The 18,770-nt window shown below is 72.6% G+C and carries 14 protein-coding genes and 1 pseudogene; all 15 read right to left on the reverse strand.

Going from position 1 to position 18,770, the window contains the following annotated elements; genetic code table 11:
• Nucleotides 1-3 precede the first annotated feature (3 nt).
• Complete coding sequence (locus tag FU792_RS08605) at nucleotides 4-1,845, reverse strand: ABC transporter ATP-binding protein (RefSeq protein WP_022924090.1); 1,842 nt, start codon at nucleotides 1,843-1,845, stop codon at nucleotides 4-6.
• Nucleotides 1,845-2,786 (reverse strand): ABC transporter permease, encoded by a 942-nt coding sequence (locus tag FU792_RS08610; RefSeq protein WP_149814693.1) that lies wholly within the window; start codon nucleotides 2,784-2,786, stop codon nucleotides 1,845-1,847. The genes FU792_RS08605 and FU792_RS08610 overlap by 1 nt, the downstream gene beginning before the upstream one ends.
• A gap of 176 nt (nucleotides 2,787-2,962) precedes the next feature.
• Nucleotides 2,963-3,700: pseudogene (locus FU792_RS18860) on the reverse strand (ABC transporter permease); the annotation flags it as partial.
• The gene (locus tag FU792_RS18865) at nucleotides 3,688-4,431 is read right to left on the reverse strand and encodes an ABC transporter permease family protein (protein ID WP_338101111.1); all 744 of its coding nucleotides are present in this window, start codon (nucleotides 4,429-4,431) and stop codon (nucleotides 3,688-3,690) included. The pseudogene FU792_RS18860 and the gene FU792_RS18865, both read right to left, overlap by 13 nt.
• A gap of 240 nt (nucleotides 4,432-4,671) precedes the next feature.
• Nucleotides 4,672-6,513 (reverse strand): ABC transporter substrate-binding protein, encoded by a 1,842-nt coding sequence (locus FU792_RS08620; protein WP_022924093.1) that lies wholly within the window; start codon nucleotides 6,511-6,513, stop codon nucleotides 4,672-4,674.
• Nucleotides 6,514-6,765: 252 nt separating this feature from the next.
• Nucleotides 6,766-8,895, reverse strand: coding sequence for a primosomal protein N' family DNA-binding protein (locus tag FU792_RS08625; protein WP_022924094.1), 2,130 nt, complete (start codon nucleotides 8,893-8,895; stop codon nucleotides 6,766-6,768).
• Nucleotides 8,896-8,917: 22 nt separating this feature from the next.
• Complete coding sequence (metK, locus tag FU792_RS08630; RefSeq protein ID WP_022924095.1) at nucleotides 8,918-10,132, reverse strand: methionine adenosyltransferase; 1,215 nt, start codon at nucleotides 10,130-10,132, stop codon at nucleotides 8,918-8,920.
• 85 nt (nucleotides 10,133-10,217) lie between these two features.
• Nucleotides 10,218-11,468 carry a bifunctional phosphopantothenoylcysteine decarboxylase/phosphopantothenate--cysteine ligase CoaBC gene (gene coaBC, locus FU792_RS08635; protein ID WP_022924096.1) on the reverse strand — a complete coding sequence of 417 codons (1,251 nt, stop codon included), beginning with the start codon at nucleotides 11,466-11,468 and terminating at the stop codon, nucleotides 10,218-10,220.
• Nucleotides 11,469-11,497: 29 nt separating this feature from the next.
• On the reverse strand, nucleotides 11,498-11,767 hold the full coding sequence (gene rpoZ / locus FU792_RS08640) for a DNA-directed RNA polymerase subunit omega (RefSeq protein WP_022924097.1): 270 nt from the start codon (nucleotides 11,765-11,767) through the stop codon (nucleotides 11,498-11,500).
• Nucleotides 11,764-12,366 carry a guanylate kinase gene (gene gmk / locus FU792_RS08645; protein WP_022924098.1) on the reverse strand — a complete coding sequence of 201 codons (603 nt, stop codon included), beginning with the start codon at nucleotides 12,364-12,366 and terminating at the stop codon, nucleotides 11,764-11,766. Before gmk ends, rpoZ begins: the two co-directional genes overlap by 4 nt.
• A gap of 68 nt (nucleotides 12,367-12,434) precedes the next feature.
• Nucleotides 12,435-12,752, reverse strand: a complete 318-nt coding sequence (gene mihF, locus FU792_RS08650) for an integration host factor, actinobacterial type (protein WP_010148593.1) — start codon at nucleotides 12,750-12,752, stop codon at nucleotides 12,435-12,437.
• Nucleotides 12,753-12,877: 125 nt separating this feature from the next.
• Nucleotides 12,878-13,750, reverse strand: a complete 873-nt coding sequence (pyrF, locus tag FU792_RS08655; RefSeq protein ID WP_022924099.1) for an orotidine-5'-phosphate decarboxylase — start codon at nucleotides 13,748-13,750, stop codon at nucleotides 12,878-12,880.
• On the reverse strand, nucleotides 13,747-14,562 hold the full coding sequence (locus tag FU792_RS08660) for a hypothetical protein (protein ID WP_022924100.1): 816 nt from the start codon (nucleotides 14,560-14,562) through the stop codon (nucleotides 13,747-13,749). The genes pyrF and FU792_RS08660 overlap by 4 nt, the downstream gene beginning before the upstream one ends.
• Nucleotides 14,549-15,361: an iron-sulfur cluster-binding protein gene (locus tag FU792_RS08665; RefSeq protein ID WP_149814694.1), complete on the reverse strand. Its 813-nt coding sequence runs from the start codon at nucleotides 15,359-15,361 to the stop codon at nucleotides 14,549-14,551. The genes FU792_RS08660 and FU792_RS08665 overlap by 14 nt, the downstream gene beginning before the upstream one ends.
• Before the next feature lie 10 nt (nucleotides 15,362-15,371).
• Nucleotides 15,372-18,770, reverse strand: coding sequence for a carbamoyl-phosphate synthase large subunit (gene carB / locus FU792_RS08670; protein WP_022924102.1), 3,399 nt, complete (start codon nucleotides 18,768-18,770; stop codon nucleotides 15,372-15,374).

Genomic DNA, 18,770 nt, shown 5'->3' on the forward strand with positions numbered 1-18,770 from the left:
GGCTCAGCGACGCTTCCGGTCGCGGCCGTCGCCGACCTCGTCCACCTGCACGACCTCGGCCTCGCTGGAGGACTGGTGGAACTCCTCGGCGTCGACGTTGAGCTCGACGATCTCCTCGCCCTGCTCACGCAGCAGCTCGTGCCGGTCCCTCCGGCGACGTCCCTGCTCCACCGGGTCGGGCACCGGCGCGGCGGCGATGAGCCGCTGGGTGTACTCCTGCGTGGGATGCTCCATGATCTGCTCGCGCGGGCCGGCCTCGACGACCTTGCCGTTCTGCAGCACGACCACCTTGTGGGCCAGCAGGTCGATGACCGCCAGGTCGTGGCTGATGAACAGGCAGGCGAAGCCGAACTGCTCCTGGAGCTCGGCGAAGATCTTGAGCACCCGCGCCTGCACCGACACGTCGAGGGCCGAGGTGGGCTCGTCGGCCACCAGCAGCTCCGGGTCGAGGGTCAGGGCGCGCGCGACCGAGATGCGCTGCCGCTGGCCGCCGGAGACCTCGTGCGGGTAGCGGTTGTAGACCTCGCGCGGCAGGTGCACCGCGTCGAGCAGCTCGTAGACCCGCTGCTCGCGGGACTTGCGGTCACCGACCTTGTGCACGACCAGCGGCTCGGCAATGCACTCGCCGATCGGCAGCCGTGGGTTCAGCGAGGCGGCCGGGTCCTGGAAGATGACGCCGATCCGCCGGCGCAGCGGCTTGAGGTCCTTGCGCCTCACCCCGGTGATGTCCTGGCCGAGCAGCCTGAACTCGCCGGACGCGGCGGGGATGAGGCCCAGGGCGCACCGGCCGATCGTGCTCTTGCCCGAGCCGGACTCCCCGACCAACCCGACGATCTCACCCTGCCGCACGTCGAAGCTGACGTCGTCGACGGCGCGAAAGGGCGCCTTGCCGAGCCGCTGGTACTCGATGACGAGGTTCTTCAGCTCGATCGCCAGCGGCGCCTCGGCGTCGACCTCCTCCTTGACGCTGATGCCCATCTGCCCGCGCCCGGCGCCCATCCGGGGGACGGACCCGAGGAGCATCTTGGTGTAGTCGTGGTTGGGGTGCAGCAGCACCTCCTCCACGGTCCCGCGCTCGACGATCTCGCCCTTGAACATCACCGCGACGCGGTCGGCCATGTCGGCGACCACGCCCATGTTGTGCGTGATGAGCAGGATGCCGGTGTTGAGCTTGTCCTTGAGCGAGCGGAGCAGGTCCAGGATGTCGGCCTGCACGGTGACGTCCAGGGCCGTGGTCGGCTCGTCGGCGATGATGACCTTGGGGTCACAGCTGATCGCGATGGCGATGACCACGCGCTGCCGCTGACCTCCGGACAGCTCGTGCGGGTACTTCTTCATCTGCCGCTCGGGCTCGGGGATGCCCACCATGCCCAGCAGCTCGATCGCCCGGCTCCAGGCCGCGGCGCCGCGGGCGACGCCGTGCAGCTCCATGGACTCCACCATCTGGGTGCCGACGGTGAGGACCGGGTTGAGCGCCGTCATCGGCTCCTGGAAGACCATGGCCACGTCGTTGCCGCGCAGGCGACGCATCTTCGACTCGGTGAGCCCGCCCACGTCGCGCCCCGCCACGTTGACCTGGCCCCCGATCGTCGCGTTGCGGGGCAGGAGGCGCATGGCGGTCATCGACGTCACCGACTTGCCCGAGCCGGACTCGCCGACGAGGGCGACGACCTCGCCCGGGCGCACCCGCAGGTCCACGCCCTTGACGGCGTGCACGCTGCCGAACTCGGTGCGGAAGCGCACGTCGACGTCGTCGAAGGCGAGCACGACCTCCTCGTCGCCGGTCGGCGTGCCCGAGCCGGTGTAGACCGGCTGCCCCGAGCTGCTCTGCGTGGTCGTCGTCATCAGTCGGCCGTCCTGTTCTGCCGGGGGTCGAAGGCATCGCGCAGCCCGTCACCGAGGAAGTTCACCGAGAGCGCGATCGCGAGGATCATGATGCCGGGCCACCAGAACAGCCACGGCCGGGTGAGGAAGGCGTTCTGGTAGTCCGAGATGAGCAGGCCCAGCGAGGTGTCCGGTGGCCGGACCCCGAAGCCGAGGTACGACAACGAGGACTCCAGCAGGATGGTCGTGGCGATCGTGAGGGTGGCGCTGACGATGATCGTGCCGATGGTGTTGGGCAGGATGTGCTTGAAGATCACCCGGCCGGACCCGGTCCCGATCGCCTCGGCGGCGGTGACGAACTCGCGCTCGCGCAGCGAGAGCACCTCGCCCCGCACCAGCCGGGCCAGGCCGGTCCACGAGACCAGGCTGAGGACCAGCGCCAGCGACCAGATGCCCCCACCGGCCATCTTGCCGAGCACCGCGGCCAGGACCAGCAGCGGGATGATGATGAACAGGTCGGTCACCCGCATGAGGATCGCCTCGACCCAGCCGCGGTAGAAGCCGGCCAGCGCCCCGATGATCGTCCCGACCAGGGTGGAGAGCAACCCGACGGTGAAGGCCACGATCAGGGTCCGCTGCGTGCCCCGCATCGTCAGCGCGAAGTAGTCCTTGCCGATGGTGTCCTGCCCGAACGGGTTCTCGCCGACCTGGACCGGCCAGAGCTGCAGCGTCGGTCGGCCGCCGTCCACCGCGACACCGGCGTCGTAGAACGTCTTGTCCCACCAGGCCGGGATCCATCCGTAGCCGATGGACGTGAACGCCATGAGCGTGATGAAGACCAGGACGAAGAGCGAGACCATGGCGCCCTTGTGCCGGAAGAACCGGCGGCGGACGAGCTGGCCCTGCGAGTAGGACTTCTGGCTGAGGTCGATCTGCTTCTCGACCGAGTAGACCTCCTCCACCCGGCTGGCGGCCGCGTGGCTCCGGGTCGTCCCGGGCGCTGGCTGTCGGTCATCGGGTGGTCCTCTGCTCTGTCGGGTGGGTCGCGGGGCGGCGGCGGGTGGGTGTCACCGGGCTCACGCCGGATCCGCGGGTCGAGGGAGGCGTAGGCGATGTCGGCGAACATGTTCATGAGCACCGCCGCGCCGCCGGCCACGAGGTAGTAGGCCATGACCGGGTTGGGGTCGACGAACTGCAGCCCTTGTCGGAACATCGCGCCCAGCCCGCGCCAGCCGAAGACGGACTCGGTGACGACGGCGCCGCCGAGCAGCGAGGCGAAGTCGAAGGCGACGATCGTCGTGATGGGGATGAGCGCGTTGCGTAGCGCGTGCTTGGTGAAGACCACGCGGTCCGAGAGCCCCTTGGAGCGGGCGGTGCGGATGTAGTCCTGGTTGATGGTCTCCAGCATCGAACCGCGGGTGTATCGGCTGTAGGAGGCGATCGAGATCAGCGTCAGCACGATGGTGGGAAGCACCAGCTGGACCCCCCAGTTGTAGATGCCCTCCCAGAAGGTGCCGTCGAAGCGCTCCGGGATGAAGCGGTTCTCCCCGATGGTGCTGATCTGTCGGTCACCGGACATCTCGAGGAACCCGGCCCAGCCGCGCAGCAGGTGGTCCATGAAGATGAGGAAGCCCATGGCGAGAGCGGTCCCGACGCTGACGATCATCGCGGTCCGCCGCTCGTAACCACCCATGACCCAGCCCACGGCGAGGGCGACCGCCACCGTCACGAGAGCCAGCAGCAGGATCGTCAGCCAGCCTGACGGGTCCTCGAGGATCGGCCCGGTGACGAAGTAGCCCACGAGCCCCAGCCCGATGGTGACGAGCCCGGCGTACAGGATCTTGCGGTTGGCCAGGCCGACCGTCATGACGAGCATGAAGGCCAGCGCGGCCAGCGCACCCACGAGGATGAGCGGTAGCCCGAGCGCGGCTGGACCCACCAGTTCACCTGGTCGAAGGCGAAGACCAGCCCGAAGACGACGACGAAGGTCACGGCCCCGGTGACGAGTTGCCGCCGCAGGTCGCCGCCGAGCACCGAGGCCACGGCGAGGGCGAACAAGAAGGCGACGACGCCCATCGCTGCCGTCGACACGTCCGGGTCGGCCATCCAGTTGTTGAACCGGATCGCCCCGACCTCCTTGAGGAGGACCGCGGCCCAGAAGATCGGCAGCGAGAAGAAGAGGAAGGCGGCGAAGGTCACCGCGTAGTCGAAGCCGGAGTACTGCCGGATGGCCGAGAGGACACCGAGAGTGACGCCGATGAAGATCGCCAGGAAGGTCGCGATGGTCACCAGCCGCAGGCTCGCTCCCGCGGCGGACAGCAGCAGGTTGTTGACGCTTGCTCCGTCCCGCGTCATCCCGAGGTCGCACTGGAGCACGAAGCACCGGCTGACCCCGCTGAACCAGCCGAGGTAGCGCTCCCACCACGGGTCGTTGAGCCCCATGTTTTCGGTCCGGGCGTCCATGAGCTGCTGGCGGTTCTCGGCGCGCGACTCGCGCAGGTCCGCGAGCGGGTCGCCCGAGTTGATCGTGAGGACGTACATCAGCACGGAGCCGAGGAACATGATCAGCGCGGAGATCGCGATCCTGCGGAGGATGAACTGGAGCACGGGCCTGACCTTTGCAGTGAGAACGGTTCACGGCGGTGTGACGGACTGCCCGCAGACTCTAACCCCTCGGCAGGGGTGCTGACCACGGACGCTCCCGGCGCGTGTCGCCGCCGGAGCAGCACGCCGAGTGGGGAGGTGCCGGACGACGAACGGGGTGGGAGGGAGTCGACCCTCCCACCCCGTTCACCGGTGCCGAGCCGGCAGCGGGACCAGTCCCGCTGCCGGCTCAGCCGGGATGCGTCAGCTGGCGCGCACCCACTGGTCGGCGTTCCAGGAGACACCGGTCTGGACCGAGGTCGGCCGGACGTTCTCCAGGGTGCTGTCGTAGCCGACGACACCCGGGTGGGCGAACAGCGGGATGCCGTACAGGTTGTCCCACAGCAGCTTCTCGATCACCTTGATCTGCTCCATGTGGACCTCCGGGTCGTTGGAGCCTGCCAGGGTGTTCCACGCCTCGTCGACCTCCTCGTTGGAGAAGCCGCCGAAGTTCTGCCCACCGTCGGTGGAGTAGATCGGTTGGCCCGACGCGACCTGGCCCGAGCCGGCCCAGGCGAAGAGCGCGACCTCCCAGTCGCCCTGCTCCAGCGTGCCGCCGGCCTCGAAGAAGTCCTGGTTGCCCGCGTCGACGATCTCGAAGCCCGCCTCGTTGCAGGAGGCCTGGATCTGGGCCACCTCCTCGGTGCGGCGCTGGTTCGGGGCGGAGTAGCCGATCCGGACCTCGACCGGCGTCTCGACCCCGGCCTCCTCCAGCTTGGCGGTGGCGCCCTCGATGTCGACCTCGTCGTAGCGACCGTCGTAGGCCGCGTCCACGACCTCCTGGTAGTCGTCCTGGAACGGGAACTTCTCGCGGAGGTTCATCACCTGGGCGTCCGGGTTGATCGGCGCGATGAGGTTGTCGACGATGTTCTGCCGCGGGACGCACATGGCGAACGCCTCACGGGCCGCCAGACCACCGTTCTCGTCGTTGAAGACCGAGTCCTCGGCGAAGTTGTAGTCCAGGTGCTCCCACGTCATCTCGGCCGTCGTCTCGACCGCGACGGAGTCGCCCATGCCCTCGAGCTGCTGCAGCGTGTCGACGGTGGCCTGCGGCTCGATGACGTTGATGTCACCGTTCTGCAGCGCCTGCACGTGGGTCTCCGGGGCCGCGAACTTGTAGACCAGGTTGCCGGTCGCCGGCGCCGGGCCGAAGAACGACTCGTTGGGGACCAGCGCGAGCTGGTTGCCGCTCTCCCAGGCCGCACCCTCGAGGGTGTAGGGCCCACTCGAGGGCACCAGCGCCTCGTCCTCGACCTGGTAGTTCGGGAAGTTCCAGCCGGTGTTCCAGAACTCGGACACCTCGGCCACGGTCTCGCCGTCGCCGTCCAGGATCGCCTGGGCCAGCTCGGCCGGCTCCATGCCCGCCTGCTCCGCCGCGACGTGCGAGGGGAAGGCGTCGCTCACGACGAGCTCCCAGTCCGGGTAGGGCTCGGGGTAGACGACGGTGAAGGTCTTGCCGTCGACCTCGGCCTCCGGGACCTCGGGGACGTAGCGGCCGAAGGTGTCGGACACCGGGTCGAAGCCGAGGGCGTCGACGCCGCCGAGCGCCTCGGGGTTGGAGGACGCCCACTCCAGCAGGTAGTCGTTGGCGGTCACGGGGGTGCCGTCGGACCACACCGCGTCGTCGGAGATGGTGTACTCGATGGTGAGCGGGTCCTCGGAGGTCTGCTCGTAGGTGCCGTACCACTCGTTCGGGTAGACCGTGCCGTCGGTGCCCCAGTACCAGAAGCTGCTCAGCAGCTGGTTGTTGACGACCGCGTTGTAGGTCGAGTTGGTCGCCGCAGTGTCGTGGTTGTAGGCGTTGTACTCCTCGGCCCCGCTGGAGAAGGACACCGTGTCGTCGTTGGTGGTGACCTCGCCCAGGTCGGCCCTGGCGGTGGAACCCTCCTCGCCGCCCATCTCACCCTCGGACTCCTCGCCGGAGCCCTCGCTCTCCTCTGCGCCGTCGCCCTCGCCGCCGCCCTCGGCACCGCTGTCGGTGTCGCCGGAGCCGGAGTCGGACGTGCAGCCAGCCAGAGCCAGGGCACCAGCGGCCACAACGGCCATGGTCGCGCGCCTGATCTTCAATGTTCCTCCTAGTGAATGGGCGTCTCACGCCGGCGGACCGCCCTGGTCCGCCGCGCGCGTGTCATCGACGCGCCGGGGGTTGCGTGGACAACGTTGACACCTGCGTCCCCGCCACGCCACCGTCGTGCCCACACGGTGACGGGATCGTTACTCTTTTGAGACTTCCGTAGCGGTGACGCTACGTCAATCAGAACGGGCGTCCTGACGACCCGTCGTCGGGGCCCTTCAGGGCTACTGTGCGTGCCCGTCCAGGACCAGGCGGAGCGCCTCCGGAGCCTTGCGGGCGCTGCGCTCGGCGCGCACCGTGTGCACCGCCTGCGCGAGGTCGTGCCCGTCGCCCTCGCGCACGGTGGCCCGGGCCCGGCGCCCCTCCCCGTCGCCCCCGTCGAGCGGCACCGTGCCCAGCAGCCGGTGCCCGACCCGGGAGAGCGCCAGCCCGGCCTGGTCGACCGCGCCGACCGGGCCGCTCACCTCGACCTGACGCGTCGCCGGGGGAAGGCCGAGAGTGGCACGGTCACCGAGCTCACGTCGGGCGAGCCAGACCGGGTCCCAGCGCACCAGCGCCTCGACCGCGGGCAGGGAGCCGTGCGGAGGCACCCCGCAGAGCACGACGGCCGGCCCGCGCCGCGGCGGGGCGGGCTCGCCCCCAGGGTGGGCGCGGACCAGGGCGGCAGCGGCGCACCAGCGACGCAGCGCCTCCACCGGCGCGTCGAGGTCGGCCCGCTCCAGCAGCGACCAGCCGTCGAGGAGGACGGCGGCGGCATAGCCGGTCTCGGCCCACGGCTCGGCCCCCGGGGTGGCGACCACGAGGGTCGCACCCCCCTCGACCACGTCCACGACGTGCTCCCCGCCCGAGCTGACCACCCGGGTCCCGGGGAAGGCCCGCCCCAGCTCCTCGGCCGTCCGGCGCTCCCCCATCCCGGTGGCCCGCCGCCGCCGGGAGCCGCACTCGGTGCACGCATGGTCCACGGGGACCTCGGTGGAGCACCACCGGCAGGCCGGTGGTCCCTGGCTGCCGGCGACCGGACCGCCCGCGCCGACGGGCCCCTGGCAGCGCTCGCAGCGCACCGGGGTGCGGCAGTCCTGGCAGGCCAGGCCGAGGACATACCCCTGGCGGGGCACCTGCACCAGCACCGGCCGGTCGCTCTCCAGGCCGGCGCGCAGCGCCCGCCAGGCGACGCTCGGGAGCCGCGCCGTCCGGGCCGCGGGGTCGCGCTCCTCCTGGTGACCCTCCCCGGCCACCACGACGGCGGGGGCGACGCCGCGCACGCGGTCGGTGTCCGCGACCACCGGTGCGACCACCCCCTCGTCCACCCACTGCTGCACGACGACGCTCCGGGTGAAGCCGCCGACGAGCAGCGCGGCTCCCTCACGCCGTGCACGCCGACGGAGCACCTCGCGGACGTGGGGATAGGGCGCCCGCGGCTCCTGGTGCAGGTCGTCGGCCTCGTCCCAGCAGACCACCAGCCCCAGGTCGGGCACCGGGGCGAAGCCGCTGGCGCGGGTGCCGACCACCACGCGGGCGTGGCCGCGCAGGGCACGGAGGAAGGCGGTGTAGCGGGCCTCGGGCCCCAGGTCGGCGGTGAGCCGGACCACGTGGGCCTCCCCCACCGCCCGGGTCACCGGCCCCATGACGCGCTCCACGTCGCGGCGGTCCGGCACGACGACGAGCGCGCCACGACCCCCTGCGGTCGTCGCCGCGACCGCGGCAGCGATCGCGTCGGGCCAGTCGTCCCCCGGCCCCTGACCGGGCAGCGCGAGCCACGCCGCCGCGGGTGCCTGCCCGTCGCGCAGCCGCCGCAGCAGGGCCGGCCCCGCGGGATAAGCCGTCCACGCAGGGTCGATCGCGGTGTCACCGGCGGGATCGACTTCCGGCCCAGGCTCATGATCCTCGGCCTCGCCAGGCCCGGGACGCGGTGGCACCGCCCGCTCGGCCCGGGCGTGCCGCGGCGGCACGGCGAGCCGCACCGTGTCGGAGAGCGTCCCGCCGTAGTGGGCGCCGACCTCCCGGGCGGCGTCCAGCACGGCCGGCGTGAGCACGGGCTCGGGGCTCACGACCGAGCGCAACGGGGCCAACCTGCCCTCGTGCTCGGCGTGAGCCTCACGAGTCAGCAGGAAGCCGTCGTGGTCCCGTCCGGCGAAGCGGACCCGGACCCGCACCCCCGGCCGGGCCACCGTGTCCAGCTCGGCCGGCACGGCATACTCGAACGGGCGGTCGAGGTGCGCCAGGGGTGTCTCGACGAGCACGGTCGCCACCGGGTCGGTCTGCGCCAGCGGCACGGACGCCGCCGGGCCTCGTGCACGCCTGCGCGGCGAGGTCGGGCTCGCCGGCGCCGGGACCAGCTCCAGCTGCTCGGCCATGTCGACCCTGGGAACCCGGCGCTCAGACCGCGTCGCGCAGGGCGTCGACCCGGTCCAGCCGCTCCCAGGTGAAGCCGTGGTCCAGACCGGGGGCGCTGGTCCGCCCGAAGTGGCCGTAGGCGGCGGTGGGGCGGTAGATCGGCCGCAGCAGGTCGAGCTGCGCCACGAGCGCGGCGGGCCGCAGGTCGAAGACGCTGCGCACCGCCTCCTGGATGCGGTCCACGGGAGCGCTCTCGGTGCCGAAGGTCTCGACGTAGAGACCGACCGGGTGGGGGTAGCCGATGGCGTAGGCGACCTGGATCTCGCACCGGCGCGCGAGCCCGGCGGCGACGACGTTCTTGGCGACCCAGCGCATGGCGTAGGCCGCGCTGCGGTCGACCTTGGAGGGGTCCTTGCCGGAGAAGGCCCCGCCGCCGTGCCGCGCCATGCCGCCGTAGGTGTCGACGATGACCTTGCGCCCGGTGAGCCCGGCATCGCCCATCGGACCTCCGATGGTGAAGACGCCGGTGGGGTTGACGAGCATGCGGTAGCCGTCGGTCTTGAGCTCGACACCAGCCTCGTGAGCCTGGTCGAGGACGGGGGTGATGACCCGCTCCCGGATGTCCGGCGTCAGCTGCTCCTCCAGGTCGATCCCGTGGGCGTGCTGCGTGGAGAGCACGACGGTGTCGAGGCGCACCGCGCGGTCGCCGTCGTAGGCGATCGTCACCTGCGTCTTGCCGTCCGGCCGGAGGTAGTCCAGCTCACCGCTGCGGCGGACGGCGGCGAGCTGCTCGGCGAGCCGGTGGGCCAGGAAGGCGGGCAGCGGCATGAGCTCGGGCGTGTCGTCGCAGGCGTAGCCGAACATCAGCCCCTGGTCGCCGGCGCCCTGCTGGTCGTAGGGGTCGGCCTGCTCGGACCCGCGGCTGGAGACGGCGTCGTCGACACCGGTCGCGATGTCGACCGACTGGTCGCCGATCGAGATCTCGACCCCGCAGGTGCGTCCGTCGAAGCCCTTGTGCGAGTTGTCGTAGCCGATGTCCAGGATCGTCTGCCGGACGAGCTGGGCGATGTTGGAGTAACCCTGGGTGCGCACCTCGCCGGCGACGTGCACCAGGCCGGTCGTCACCATCGTCTCGACCGCCACCCGGGAGTGCGGGTCCTGGGCGAGCAGGTCGTCCAGGATGGCGTCGCTGATCTGGTCGCAGATCTTGTCCGGGTGTCCCTCGGTGACGGACTCCGAGGTGAACAGGCGGGTCATGGGGGTGCTCCTTCGGGGCAGCGGCTGCTGACTGACCTGCGCGAGTCTACGGTCCGGAACCGACACCTCCGGAGCCGCTGCCGCCTCAGCGCAGCAGCGGTGCCGCGTGGTCCCAGATGGCCGCTGCGACCAGCGCCTTGTCGCCCGGACCGACCGTGCGGACCTCCTCGGTCCCCGGCCGCAGGAGGTGTGCCGTGGTGGTGTCCTGGCCGAAGGTCCTGCCGTCCCCCACCTCGTTGGCGACGAGCAGGTCGCACCCCTTGCGCTCGAGCTTGGCGCGGGCCAGGGCGAGCACGTCGCCGGTGCCGTCCCCGGTCTCGGCCGCGAAGCCCACGAGGAAGGGCGAGGCGGCTCCCGCACGGCGCTCGACGAGACCGGCCAGGATGTCCGGGTTGCGGACCAGCTCGATCGTGGGGGCGCTGTCGTCGCCCTCGCCGTGGGTCTTCTTGATCTTGCTCTCGGCGTAGTGCGCCGGGCGGAAGTCCGCGACGGCGGCCGCCATGACCACGGCGTCCACCCCGCCACCGTCGACGAGGCGGTCGACGGCGCGCTGCAGCTCCAGCGCCGTCTGCACCGGCACGAGGTCGCACCCCGCCGGCGTCTCCAGGCTCACGTTGGCACCGACCAGGCTCACCCGCGCCCCGCGCCGGGCCGCCTCGGCCGCGACGGCATACCCTTGCTTGCCGGAGGACCGGTTGCCGAGGTAGCGGACCGGGTCCAGCGGCTCGCGGGTGCCCCCGGCGGTGACGACGACGTGCCGCCCGGCCAGGTCGTCGGCGGCGCTGCGGCCGGCGTCGTCACCGGTCGCAGCCGGCGTCACGGCCGCCAGCGCGGCGGCCACGATCTCCTCCGGGTCGGGCAGCCGGCCCGGGCCGGTGTCCGCCCCGGTCAGCCGCCCCGAGGCCGGCTCGACCACGTGCACACCGCGCTCGCGCAGGAGGGCGACGTTGGCCCCGGTCGCCGGGTGCGTCCACATCTCGGTATGCATGGCCGGCGCCAGCACGACCGGGCAGCGGGCGGTGAGCAGCGTCGAGGTGAGCAGGTCGTCGGCCAGGCCGTGGGCAGCGCGGGCCAGCAGGTCGGCGGTCGCCGGGGCGACGAGCACGAGGTCGGCCTCCTGGCCCAGCCGGACGTGCGGGACGAGCGGGACGTCGTCCCAGACCTCGCTGGACACGGGACGTCCGCTGAGGGCCTCCCAGGTGGGTGCGCCGACGAAGCGGAGCGCGGCGGCGGTGGGCACGACGATGACCTCGTGCCCGGCCTCGGTCAGGAGCCGCAGGACGGAGCACGCCTTGTAGGCCGCGATCCCTCCGGAGACGCCGAGCACCACGCGCATACCGGTGTGCCCTCCGTGCCCTGTGGGTATCAGCTCTCGGGCGAGCTGGTGTGCAGCTTGCCCTGGTCGATCTCGTGCAGCGCGATCGACAGCGGCTTGTCGGTGGCGTCCGCCTCGACCAGCGGGCCGACGTACTCGAGCAGGCCCTCGCTGAGCTGGGAGTAGTAGGCGTTGATCTGGCGCGCCCGCTTGGCGGCGTAGATCACCAGGGCGTACTTGCTGTCGGCGCGCTGGAGCAGGCTGTCGATCGGGGGGTTGGTGATGCCGTCGGGGTGGGCGATGGTGCCGGTTCCGCTCACGGTGCTCTCAGTCCTTCGTTCGTTCGGGTCTGTTCAGGGGTCGGGGCTGCGGTCTGCGCAGGGGGGTCGGCCATCAATGATACGAGTTCCTCGGCCGCCCGGGCGACATCGTCGTTGACGATGGTCACGTCGAACTCCTGCGCGGCCGCCAGCTCGGTGCGTGCGGTCTGCAGCCGCCTCGTCCGCTCGGCCTCGGTCTCGGTGCCCCGGCCGACGAGGCGCTGCACGAGCTCCTCCCAGCTGGGTGGCGCGAGGAAGACGAAGAGCGCCTCCGGCATCGCCTCCCGCACCTGCCGGGCACCCTGCAGGTCGATCTCCAGCATGGTGGGGCGACCGTCCTCCAGGGAGCGCTCGACCGGCCCGCGCGGGGTGCCGTAACGGGCGCGGCCGTGCACCGTGGCCCACTCCAGCAGCTGGCCCTCCCGATCCAGCCGGTCGAACTCCTGGTCGTCGACGAAGAAGTAGTGCTCCCCCTCCCGCTCCGCCGGTCGCGGCGGCCGGGTGGTCGCGGACACCGAGAGCCACACGTCCGGGTGGTGCTCGCGCACGTAAGCCGCCACGGTCCCCTTCCCGACCGCGGTCGGGCCGGCCAGCACCACCAGGCGGCGCGGGGCGCCGTCGACGTCGGCGTCGCGGCCCTGCGGCGCGCCGCCGGTCTCCCCGGCGCTCAGCGGTCGCTGAAGTGGTCGAGCAGGTGGTGCACCTGGTTGGCGCCCAGCCCGCGCACCCGGCGGCTCTCGGAGATCCCGATCTCCTCCATGAGCTGGCGCGCCCGGACCCGGCCCACCCCCGGCATCGACTCCAGGAGCGCGGAGACCTTCATCTTGCCGATGACGTCGTTCTCCTTGCCCTCGGCGATGACGTCCTTGAGGGACCCCTGGGAGTTCTTCAGGCGGTTCTTGACGGCTGCGCGCTCGCGGCGGGCGGCGGCCGCCTTGGCGAGGGCGTCGGCGCGCTGCTCCGGCGTCAGCTCGGGAAGGGCCACGGTCCTACTCCTTGATCGTCCAGTGCCAGGGGGCAACCCTGGTGCCGTCGAACATAGCGACCCTCTCCGTCCCGTGCCAACCCCGGTGTCGCCGCGCGACCCCGCTGACCTGCGGCGGTCGGGGGTCAGCCGTCGCCGAGCGCCCCGGCGAGACGCTGCGTCCAGCGCTCCAGCGCGCTCGCCACGCCCTTGGGGCCCTCGCGCAGGACACCCCGCGACACCGGCACGAGGACGCGACCTGCGGCGCCGGCGAAGGCGCGCGCGACGTCGTGCTCGTCGGCGCCCTGCGCCCCCACGCCGGGCGCGAGCACCGGGGCGAGCGACCCCGCGAGGTCCAGCCCCTCCGCGGCCGGGTCCAGCGTGGCCCCCACCACCACCCCGACGTCGCCGCAGGGTGCCTGCCCGGCATTGTCCGCGGCGACCTCCTGCAGGAGCTGCTGGGCCACGCTCGGGCGGCCCGCCGACTGGACCTGCCCGCCCTCGGGGTTGGACGTGCGCACGAGCACGAAGACACCGCGCCCCGTGGATCGCGCGAGGTCCAGGGCCGGGCGCAGCGCGCCGTAGCCGAGGTAGGGACTCAGCGTGACCGCGTCGGCGGCGAGCGGGGCGTCGTCCTCGAGGTATGCCTGCGCATACCCCGCCATCGTGGAGCCGATGTCACCGCGCTTGACGTCGAGCACCGTCAGCAGACCCCGGTCGCGGCAGCCGCGCAGGACGTCCTCGAGGACCGCCACCCCCGCGGCGCCGTGCCGCTCGAAGAAGGCCGACTGCGGCTTGACCGCCGCGCAGCGCCCTGCAGCGGCGTCCAGGACGACGCTGCAGAACTCGGCGACCCCCGCGGCGGTGTCCGGCAGGCCCCAGTCCTGCATCAGCTCCCGGTGCGGGTCCAGCCCGACGCACACCGGCCCGTGCCGGCCGAGGGCCTCGGTGAGCCGGAGCCCGAAGCGCTGCGGGGCGGCGTGGCTCCCTGGGCCGGGCGAGGTCGGGTCGTCGGTCATGGGAGCTCCTCCGTGCGGTCGGGTGGTTGGTCGAGGCGGCGGGTGAGGGTGTCGAGCAGGGTCGGGTCGGCCCACAGCGCGGTGCCGAGCTGCACCGCCACCGCTCCGGCGGCCAGGGCGCGGCGGGCGCTGGCGAGGTCGTGGACGCCCCCTGCGGCGACGAGGGGGACCGCGGGCCAGCGCTGCTCCTGCGCCGCGGCGGTCAAGGCGCGGACGCCGGCACGGCACACGGCACCGGTCGAGGGTCCGGACCACCAGCGCCCCTCGCCCAGCGCGATCGACCCGCACACGACCACGGCACCGGCGCCGCCGGCCACGGCGCCACGGGCGACGCCCACGAGGTCGGGCTGCAGCGCGGAGAGCCGGGCGAGGAGCAGCAGGTCGCGGGGGGTCTCCTCGCGCAGCCGGGCCATGACCCGCAGCGCGTGTTGGTCGTCGGCACCCCGCAGGTCGACCTCGACCGCGCCGACGCTGTCGCCCTCCAGCCCGCGGCACAGCCGCCCGGCCAGGGCCGCGGCCTCTCCGGTCCCGCTGCCGCGGACCGCGACCACGGCCCGCAGCCCGCGGGTGGCGCACCACCGCAGCCGGTCCACCGCGGTGAGCAGGGTGATCCCCGGGACCGACCCGTGCTCCAGCCCCCCGGGGCCGTGGCCGTGCACGAGCGCCGGCCCGTCGTGCTCCGGCTCGGCGACGACCGGCCCGACGGGCACGAGGACGCGATCCAGGGGCCCGAAGCGGATCAGACCCCGGGCGTCGTCCACGGCACCGGGGGCGACGAGCACCCGGGGCAGGGACGCCTCACCGCGCCGCATCGGCCACCCACTCCCCGGGGAGGACCGGCCCCTCGAGGCAGGGGCGCAGCCGCCGCGTCTGGCCGTCGACGACGACCCGCAGGTCGCACTGCCCGCACAGACCCGTCCCGCACAGGACCGGCTCCTGCAAATCCAGTGCGGCCACCCGGGAGGCCCTCCCCCGGTCCCGGGCCGCCGCCGCGACGTCCTGGACCTGGTCCCGCGAGCCGGTGGCGTAGACGACCCCGACGCCGTCCAGCTCGTCCAGCCGCCCGCCGACGGTCGTCGCGAACCGGTCGCCCTCGGTGAGCATCACGGTGCTCGCCTGCCGACGCAGCGGCCCGACCTCCAGGTGACGGTCCGGGTCGTCGGCGGAGAGCACGAGGTGGACCTCGCTCCCCCGCTCCCGCAGCAGCGCCACCAGCCAGCGCAGCGGGACGCTCCCCGCCTCGTGCCCGGCGACGAGGACCGGCACCGGATGCGCCGGCAGACCGAAACCACGGCCCAGCGGACCCAGCAGACGCTGGGCACGCCCCTCGCGAAGGCGCTGCCCGTCGGAGGCAGCCAGCACCACGTCGACGGTCGTCCCGTGCACCGGGTCCACCGACACCCCGGCGACCCACAGCAGCGTCGGCAGCGGCTCGCCACGGCTGAGCTCGCCCGGGACCACGACGAACTGCCCCGGCCGGCAGCGCTCCCACGCCGGGTCCGGTGGCACCGCCAGGCTGACGACGTCGTAGGCGCCGGACGCACGGGTCAGCGTCACCACGGCCTCCAGCACCGCCGCAGAGCGGTGGCCGGGTCGACCGGGAGCGGTCATGCCCGGGTCCTCAGCGCCCGCCGGACGCGCGGGCATACAGGTCCAGCGCCCGCGCGTGCTCCTGCAGCGGCGCCACACCGAGGGGGCCCGCGCGCATCGCCTCGATGCCGAGCACCGCGACCGCGAGCTGCTGGACGGTCGTGATGATCGGGCGGTCCAGCGACGTCGTCGCCGCCCGGATCGCATAACCGTCGGCCCGCGCGTCGCGGCCGGAGGGCGTGTTGATGACCATGTCCACCTCGCCGTCGGCGATCTGGTCCACGATCGTCCGGACCGTGCCGTCGGCGCGGCCCTCGCTGTGCTTGTGCACGACCTGGGCCGGTATGCCGTTGCGCCGCAGCACGTCCGCGGTCCCCTCGGTCGCGAGCACCGAGAAGCCGAGGTCCACGAGCCGCTTGACCGGGAAGATCATCGAGCGCTTGTCCCGGTTCGCCACCGAGACGAAGACCGTCCCTTGTGTCGGCAAGCTCGACCCGGCCCGCAGCTGGCTCTTGGCGAAGGCCGATCCGAAGGCCGCGTCGATCCCCATGACCTCGCCGGTGGAGCGCATCTCCGGCCCCAGGATGGAGTCGATCGCCTCGCCGGTCTGGGTGCGGAAGCGGCGGAACGGCAGGATCGCCTCCTTCACCGAGAAGGGGGCGTCGGCGGGCAGCGAGCCGCCGTCGACGCCCTGGGGCAGCACGCTCTCGTCGCGCAGCTGCTGGATCGTCGCGCCCAGCATCACCCGGGCCGCGGCCTGCGCCAGCGGCACGCCGGTCGCCTTGGCGACGAAGGGGACGGTGCGGCTGGCCCGGGGGTTGGCCTCGAGCACGTAGAGCACGTCCTGGGCGAGCGCGAACTGCACGTTGATGAGGCCCCGCACGCCGATGGCCTCGGCCAGGGAGCGGGTCGCCTCGCGCACCGCGTCCAGCTCGGAGCGGCCCAGGGTGAACGGCGGCAGCACGCAGGCCGAGTCGCCGGAGTGGATCCCGGCCTCCTCGATGTGCTCCATGATGCCGCCGACGTAGAGCTCGGTGCCGTCGTAGACCGCGTCGACGTCGATCTCCACCGCGGTGTCGAGGAAGCGGTCGATGAGCACCGGGTGCGCCTCGTCCTCCCCGGTCGCCGCGGTCGCCCGGCCGACGTAGGAGGTGAGCGACTCGTCGTCGTAGACGATCTGCATACCGCGTCCGCCGAGGACGTAGGAGGGGCGGACCAGGACGGGGTAGCCGATCTCCCGGGCGACGGCGAGCGCGTCGTCCACGGTGTATGCCGTGCCGTGCCGGGGCGCGGTGAGGCCGGTCTCGGCCAGCACCCGGCCGAAGGCTCCGCGGTCCTCGGCGAGGTGGATCGCCTCGGGCGGGGTGCCGACGATCGGGACCCCCTCGGCCTTGAGCGCGGCCGCCAGCCCGAGCGGGGTCTGGCCCCCGAGCTGGACCACGACCCCGGCGACCGGACCGGCCGCGCGCTCGGCGTGCACCACCTCCAGGACGTCCTCCAGCGTGAGCGGCTCGAAGTAGAGCCGGCTCGAGGTGTCGTAGTCGGTCGAGACCGTCTCCGGGTTGCAGTTGACCATGACCGTGTCGAAGCCGTGCTCGCGCAGCGTGAGCGAGGCGTGCACGCAGGAGTAGTCGAACTCGATGCCCTGGCCGATGCGGTTGGGCCCCGACCCGAGGATGAGGACCGCGGGCCGCTCGCGCGGCCGGACCTCGGTCTCCTCGTCGTAGGAGGAGTAGTGGTAGGGCGTCTGCGCGGCGAACTCGCCGGCGCAGGTGTCCACGGTCTTGTAGACGGGGCGCACGCCGAGCGCGTGCCGCACCCCGCGGACCACGGCCTCCTTGAGACCGGTGAGCTGGGCCAGCTGTGGGTCGGAGAAGCCGTGCCGCTTGGCGAGCCGGAGCAGCTCCGGGGTCAGGCGGCCACCGGAGCTGGTGCGCGCCTCCGCGCGGACCCGCTCGGCGATCTCGTTGATCACGGCGATCTGGTCGAGGAACCACGGGTCGATGCCGGTCGCCTGGTGCGCCTCCTCGACGCTCGCGCCGCCCCGCATCGCCTGCTGGACCAGCACCAGCCGGCCGTCGGTCGGGGTGCGGGCCTGGTCGAGCAGCGCCCGGGCCATCTCCCGCGTCGGCGCCTCGTCCTCGCGCCAGTGGAAGCTGGTGTGCGCGGCCTCGGTCGAGCGCAGCGCCTTCTGCAGCGCCTCGGTGAAGTTGCGGCCCAGGGACATCGCCTCGCCGACGGACTTCATCGTCGTCGTCAGCGTCGGGTCGGCGAGCGGGAACTTCTCGAAGGCGAAGCGCGGGACCTTGACGACGACGTAGTCCAGGCTGGGCTCGAACGCAGCCGAGTAGAAACCACGATCGCCGAAGGCGGACCGGGGGGTGCCCGGGGGGCGGAGCCCCCGGGGGGTGGTGATGTCGTTGGGCACCTCGTCGAGGGTGTAGCCGAGCGCCATCTTCGCGGCGATCTTGGCGATCGGGAAGCCCGTCGCCTTGGACGCCAGGGCCGAGGACCGCGACACCCGCGGGTTCATCTCGATGACGATGATCCGGCCGTCGGCGGGGTTGACCGCGAACTGGATGTTGCAGCCGCCGGTGTCGACCCCCACCTCGCGGATGACGGCGATGCCGATGTCGCGCAGCCGCTGGTACTCCCGGTCGGTCAGGGTCATCGCCGGGGCGACCGTGATCGAGTCGCCGGTGTGCACACCCATCGGGTCGAGGTTCTCGATCGAGCAGACGACCACGACGTTGTCCGCGCGGTCGCGCATGACCTCGAGCTCGTACTCCTTCCACCCCAGGATCGACTCCTCGAGCAGCACCTCGGTCGTCGGGCTGTCCTGCAGCCCCGCCCCCGCGATGCGGCGCAGGCTGGCCTCGTCGAAGGCGAAGCCGGAGCCCAGGCCGCCCATGGTGAAGGAGGGACGCACCACGACGGGGTAGCCCAGCTCGTCGGCGGCCGCGAGCACCTCCTCCATCGTGTGGCAGATCGCCGAGCGGGCCGACTCGGCGCCGCAGCGCTCGACGACGCCCTTGAAGGCCTGCCGGTCCTCGCCCAGCTGGATCGCCTCGACGTTGGCGCCGATGAGCGGGGCGCCCAGGCGCTCCAGCGCCCCCGACTCGTGCAGGGCGATCGCGGTGTTGAGCGCCGTCTGCCCGCCGAGGGTGGCCAGCACGGCGTCCGGCCGCTCTCGCTCGATGATCGACTCCACGATCTCGGGGGTGATCGGCTCGACGTAGGTCGCGTCGGCGACCCCCGGGTCGGTCATGATCGTCGCCGGGTTGGAGTTGACCAGGACGACCCGGATGCCCTCCTCGCGGAGCACCCGGCACGCCTGGGTGCCGGAGTAGTCGAACTCGGCGGCCTGCCCGATGACGATCGGGCCGGACCCGATGACGAGGACGCTGCTGATGTCGTCGCGCTTGGGCAC

The organism is Serinicoccus marinus DSM 15273, from assembly GCF_008386315.1.
GTDB classification, from domain to species: Bacteria; Actinomycetota; Actinomycetes; order Actinomycetales; family Dermatophilaceae; genus Ornithinicoccus; species Ornithinicoccus marinus.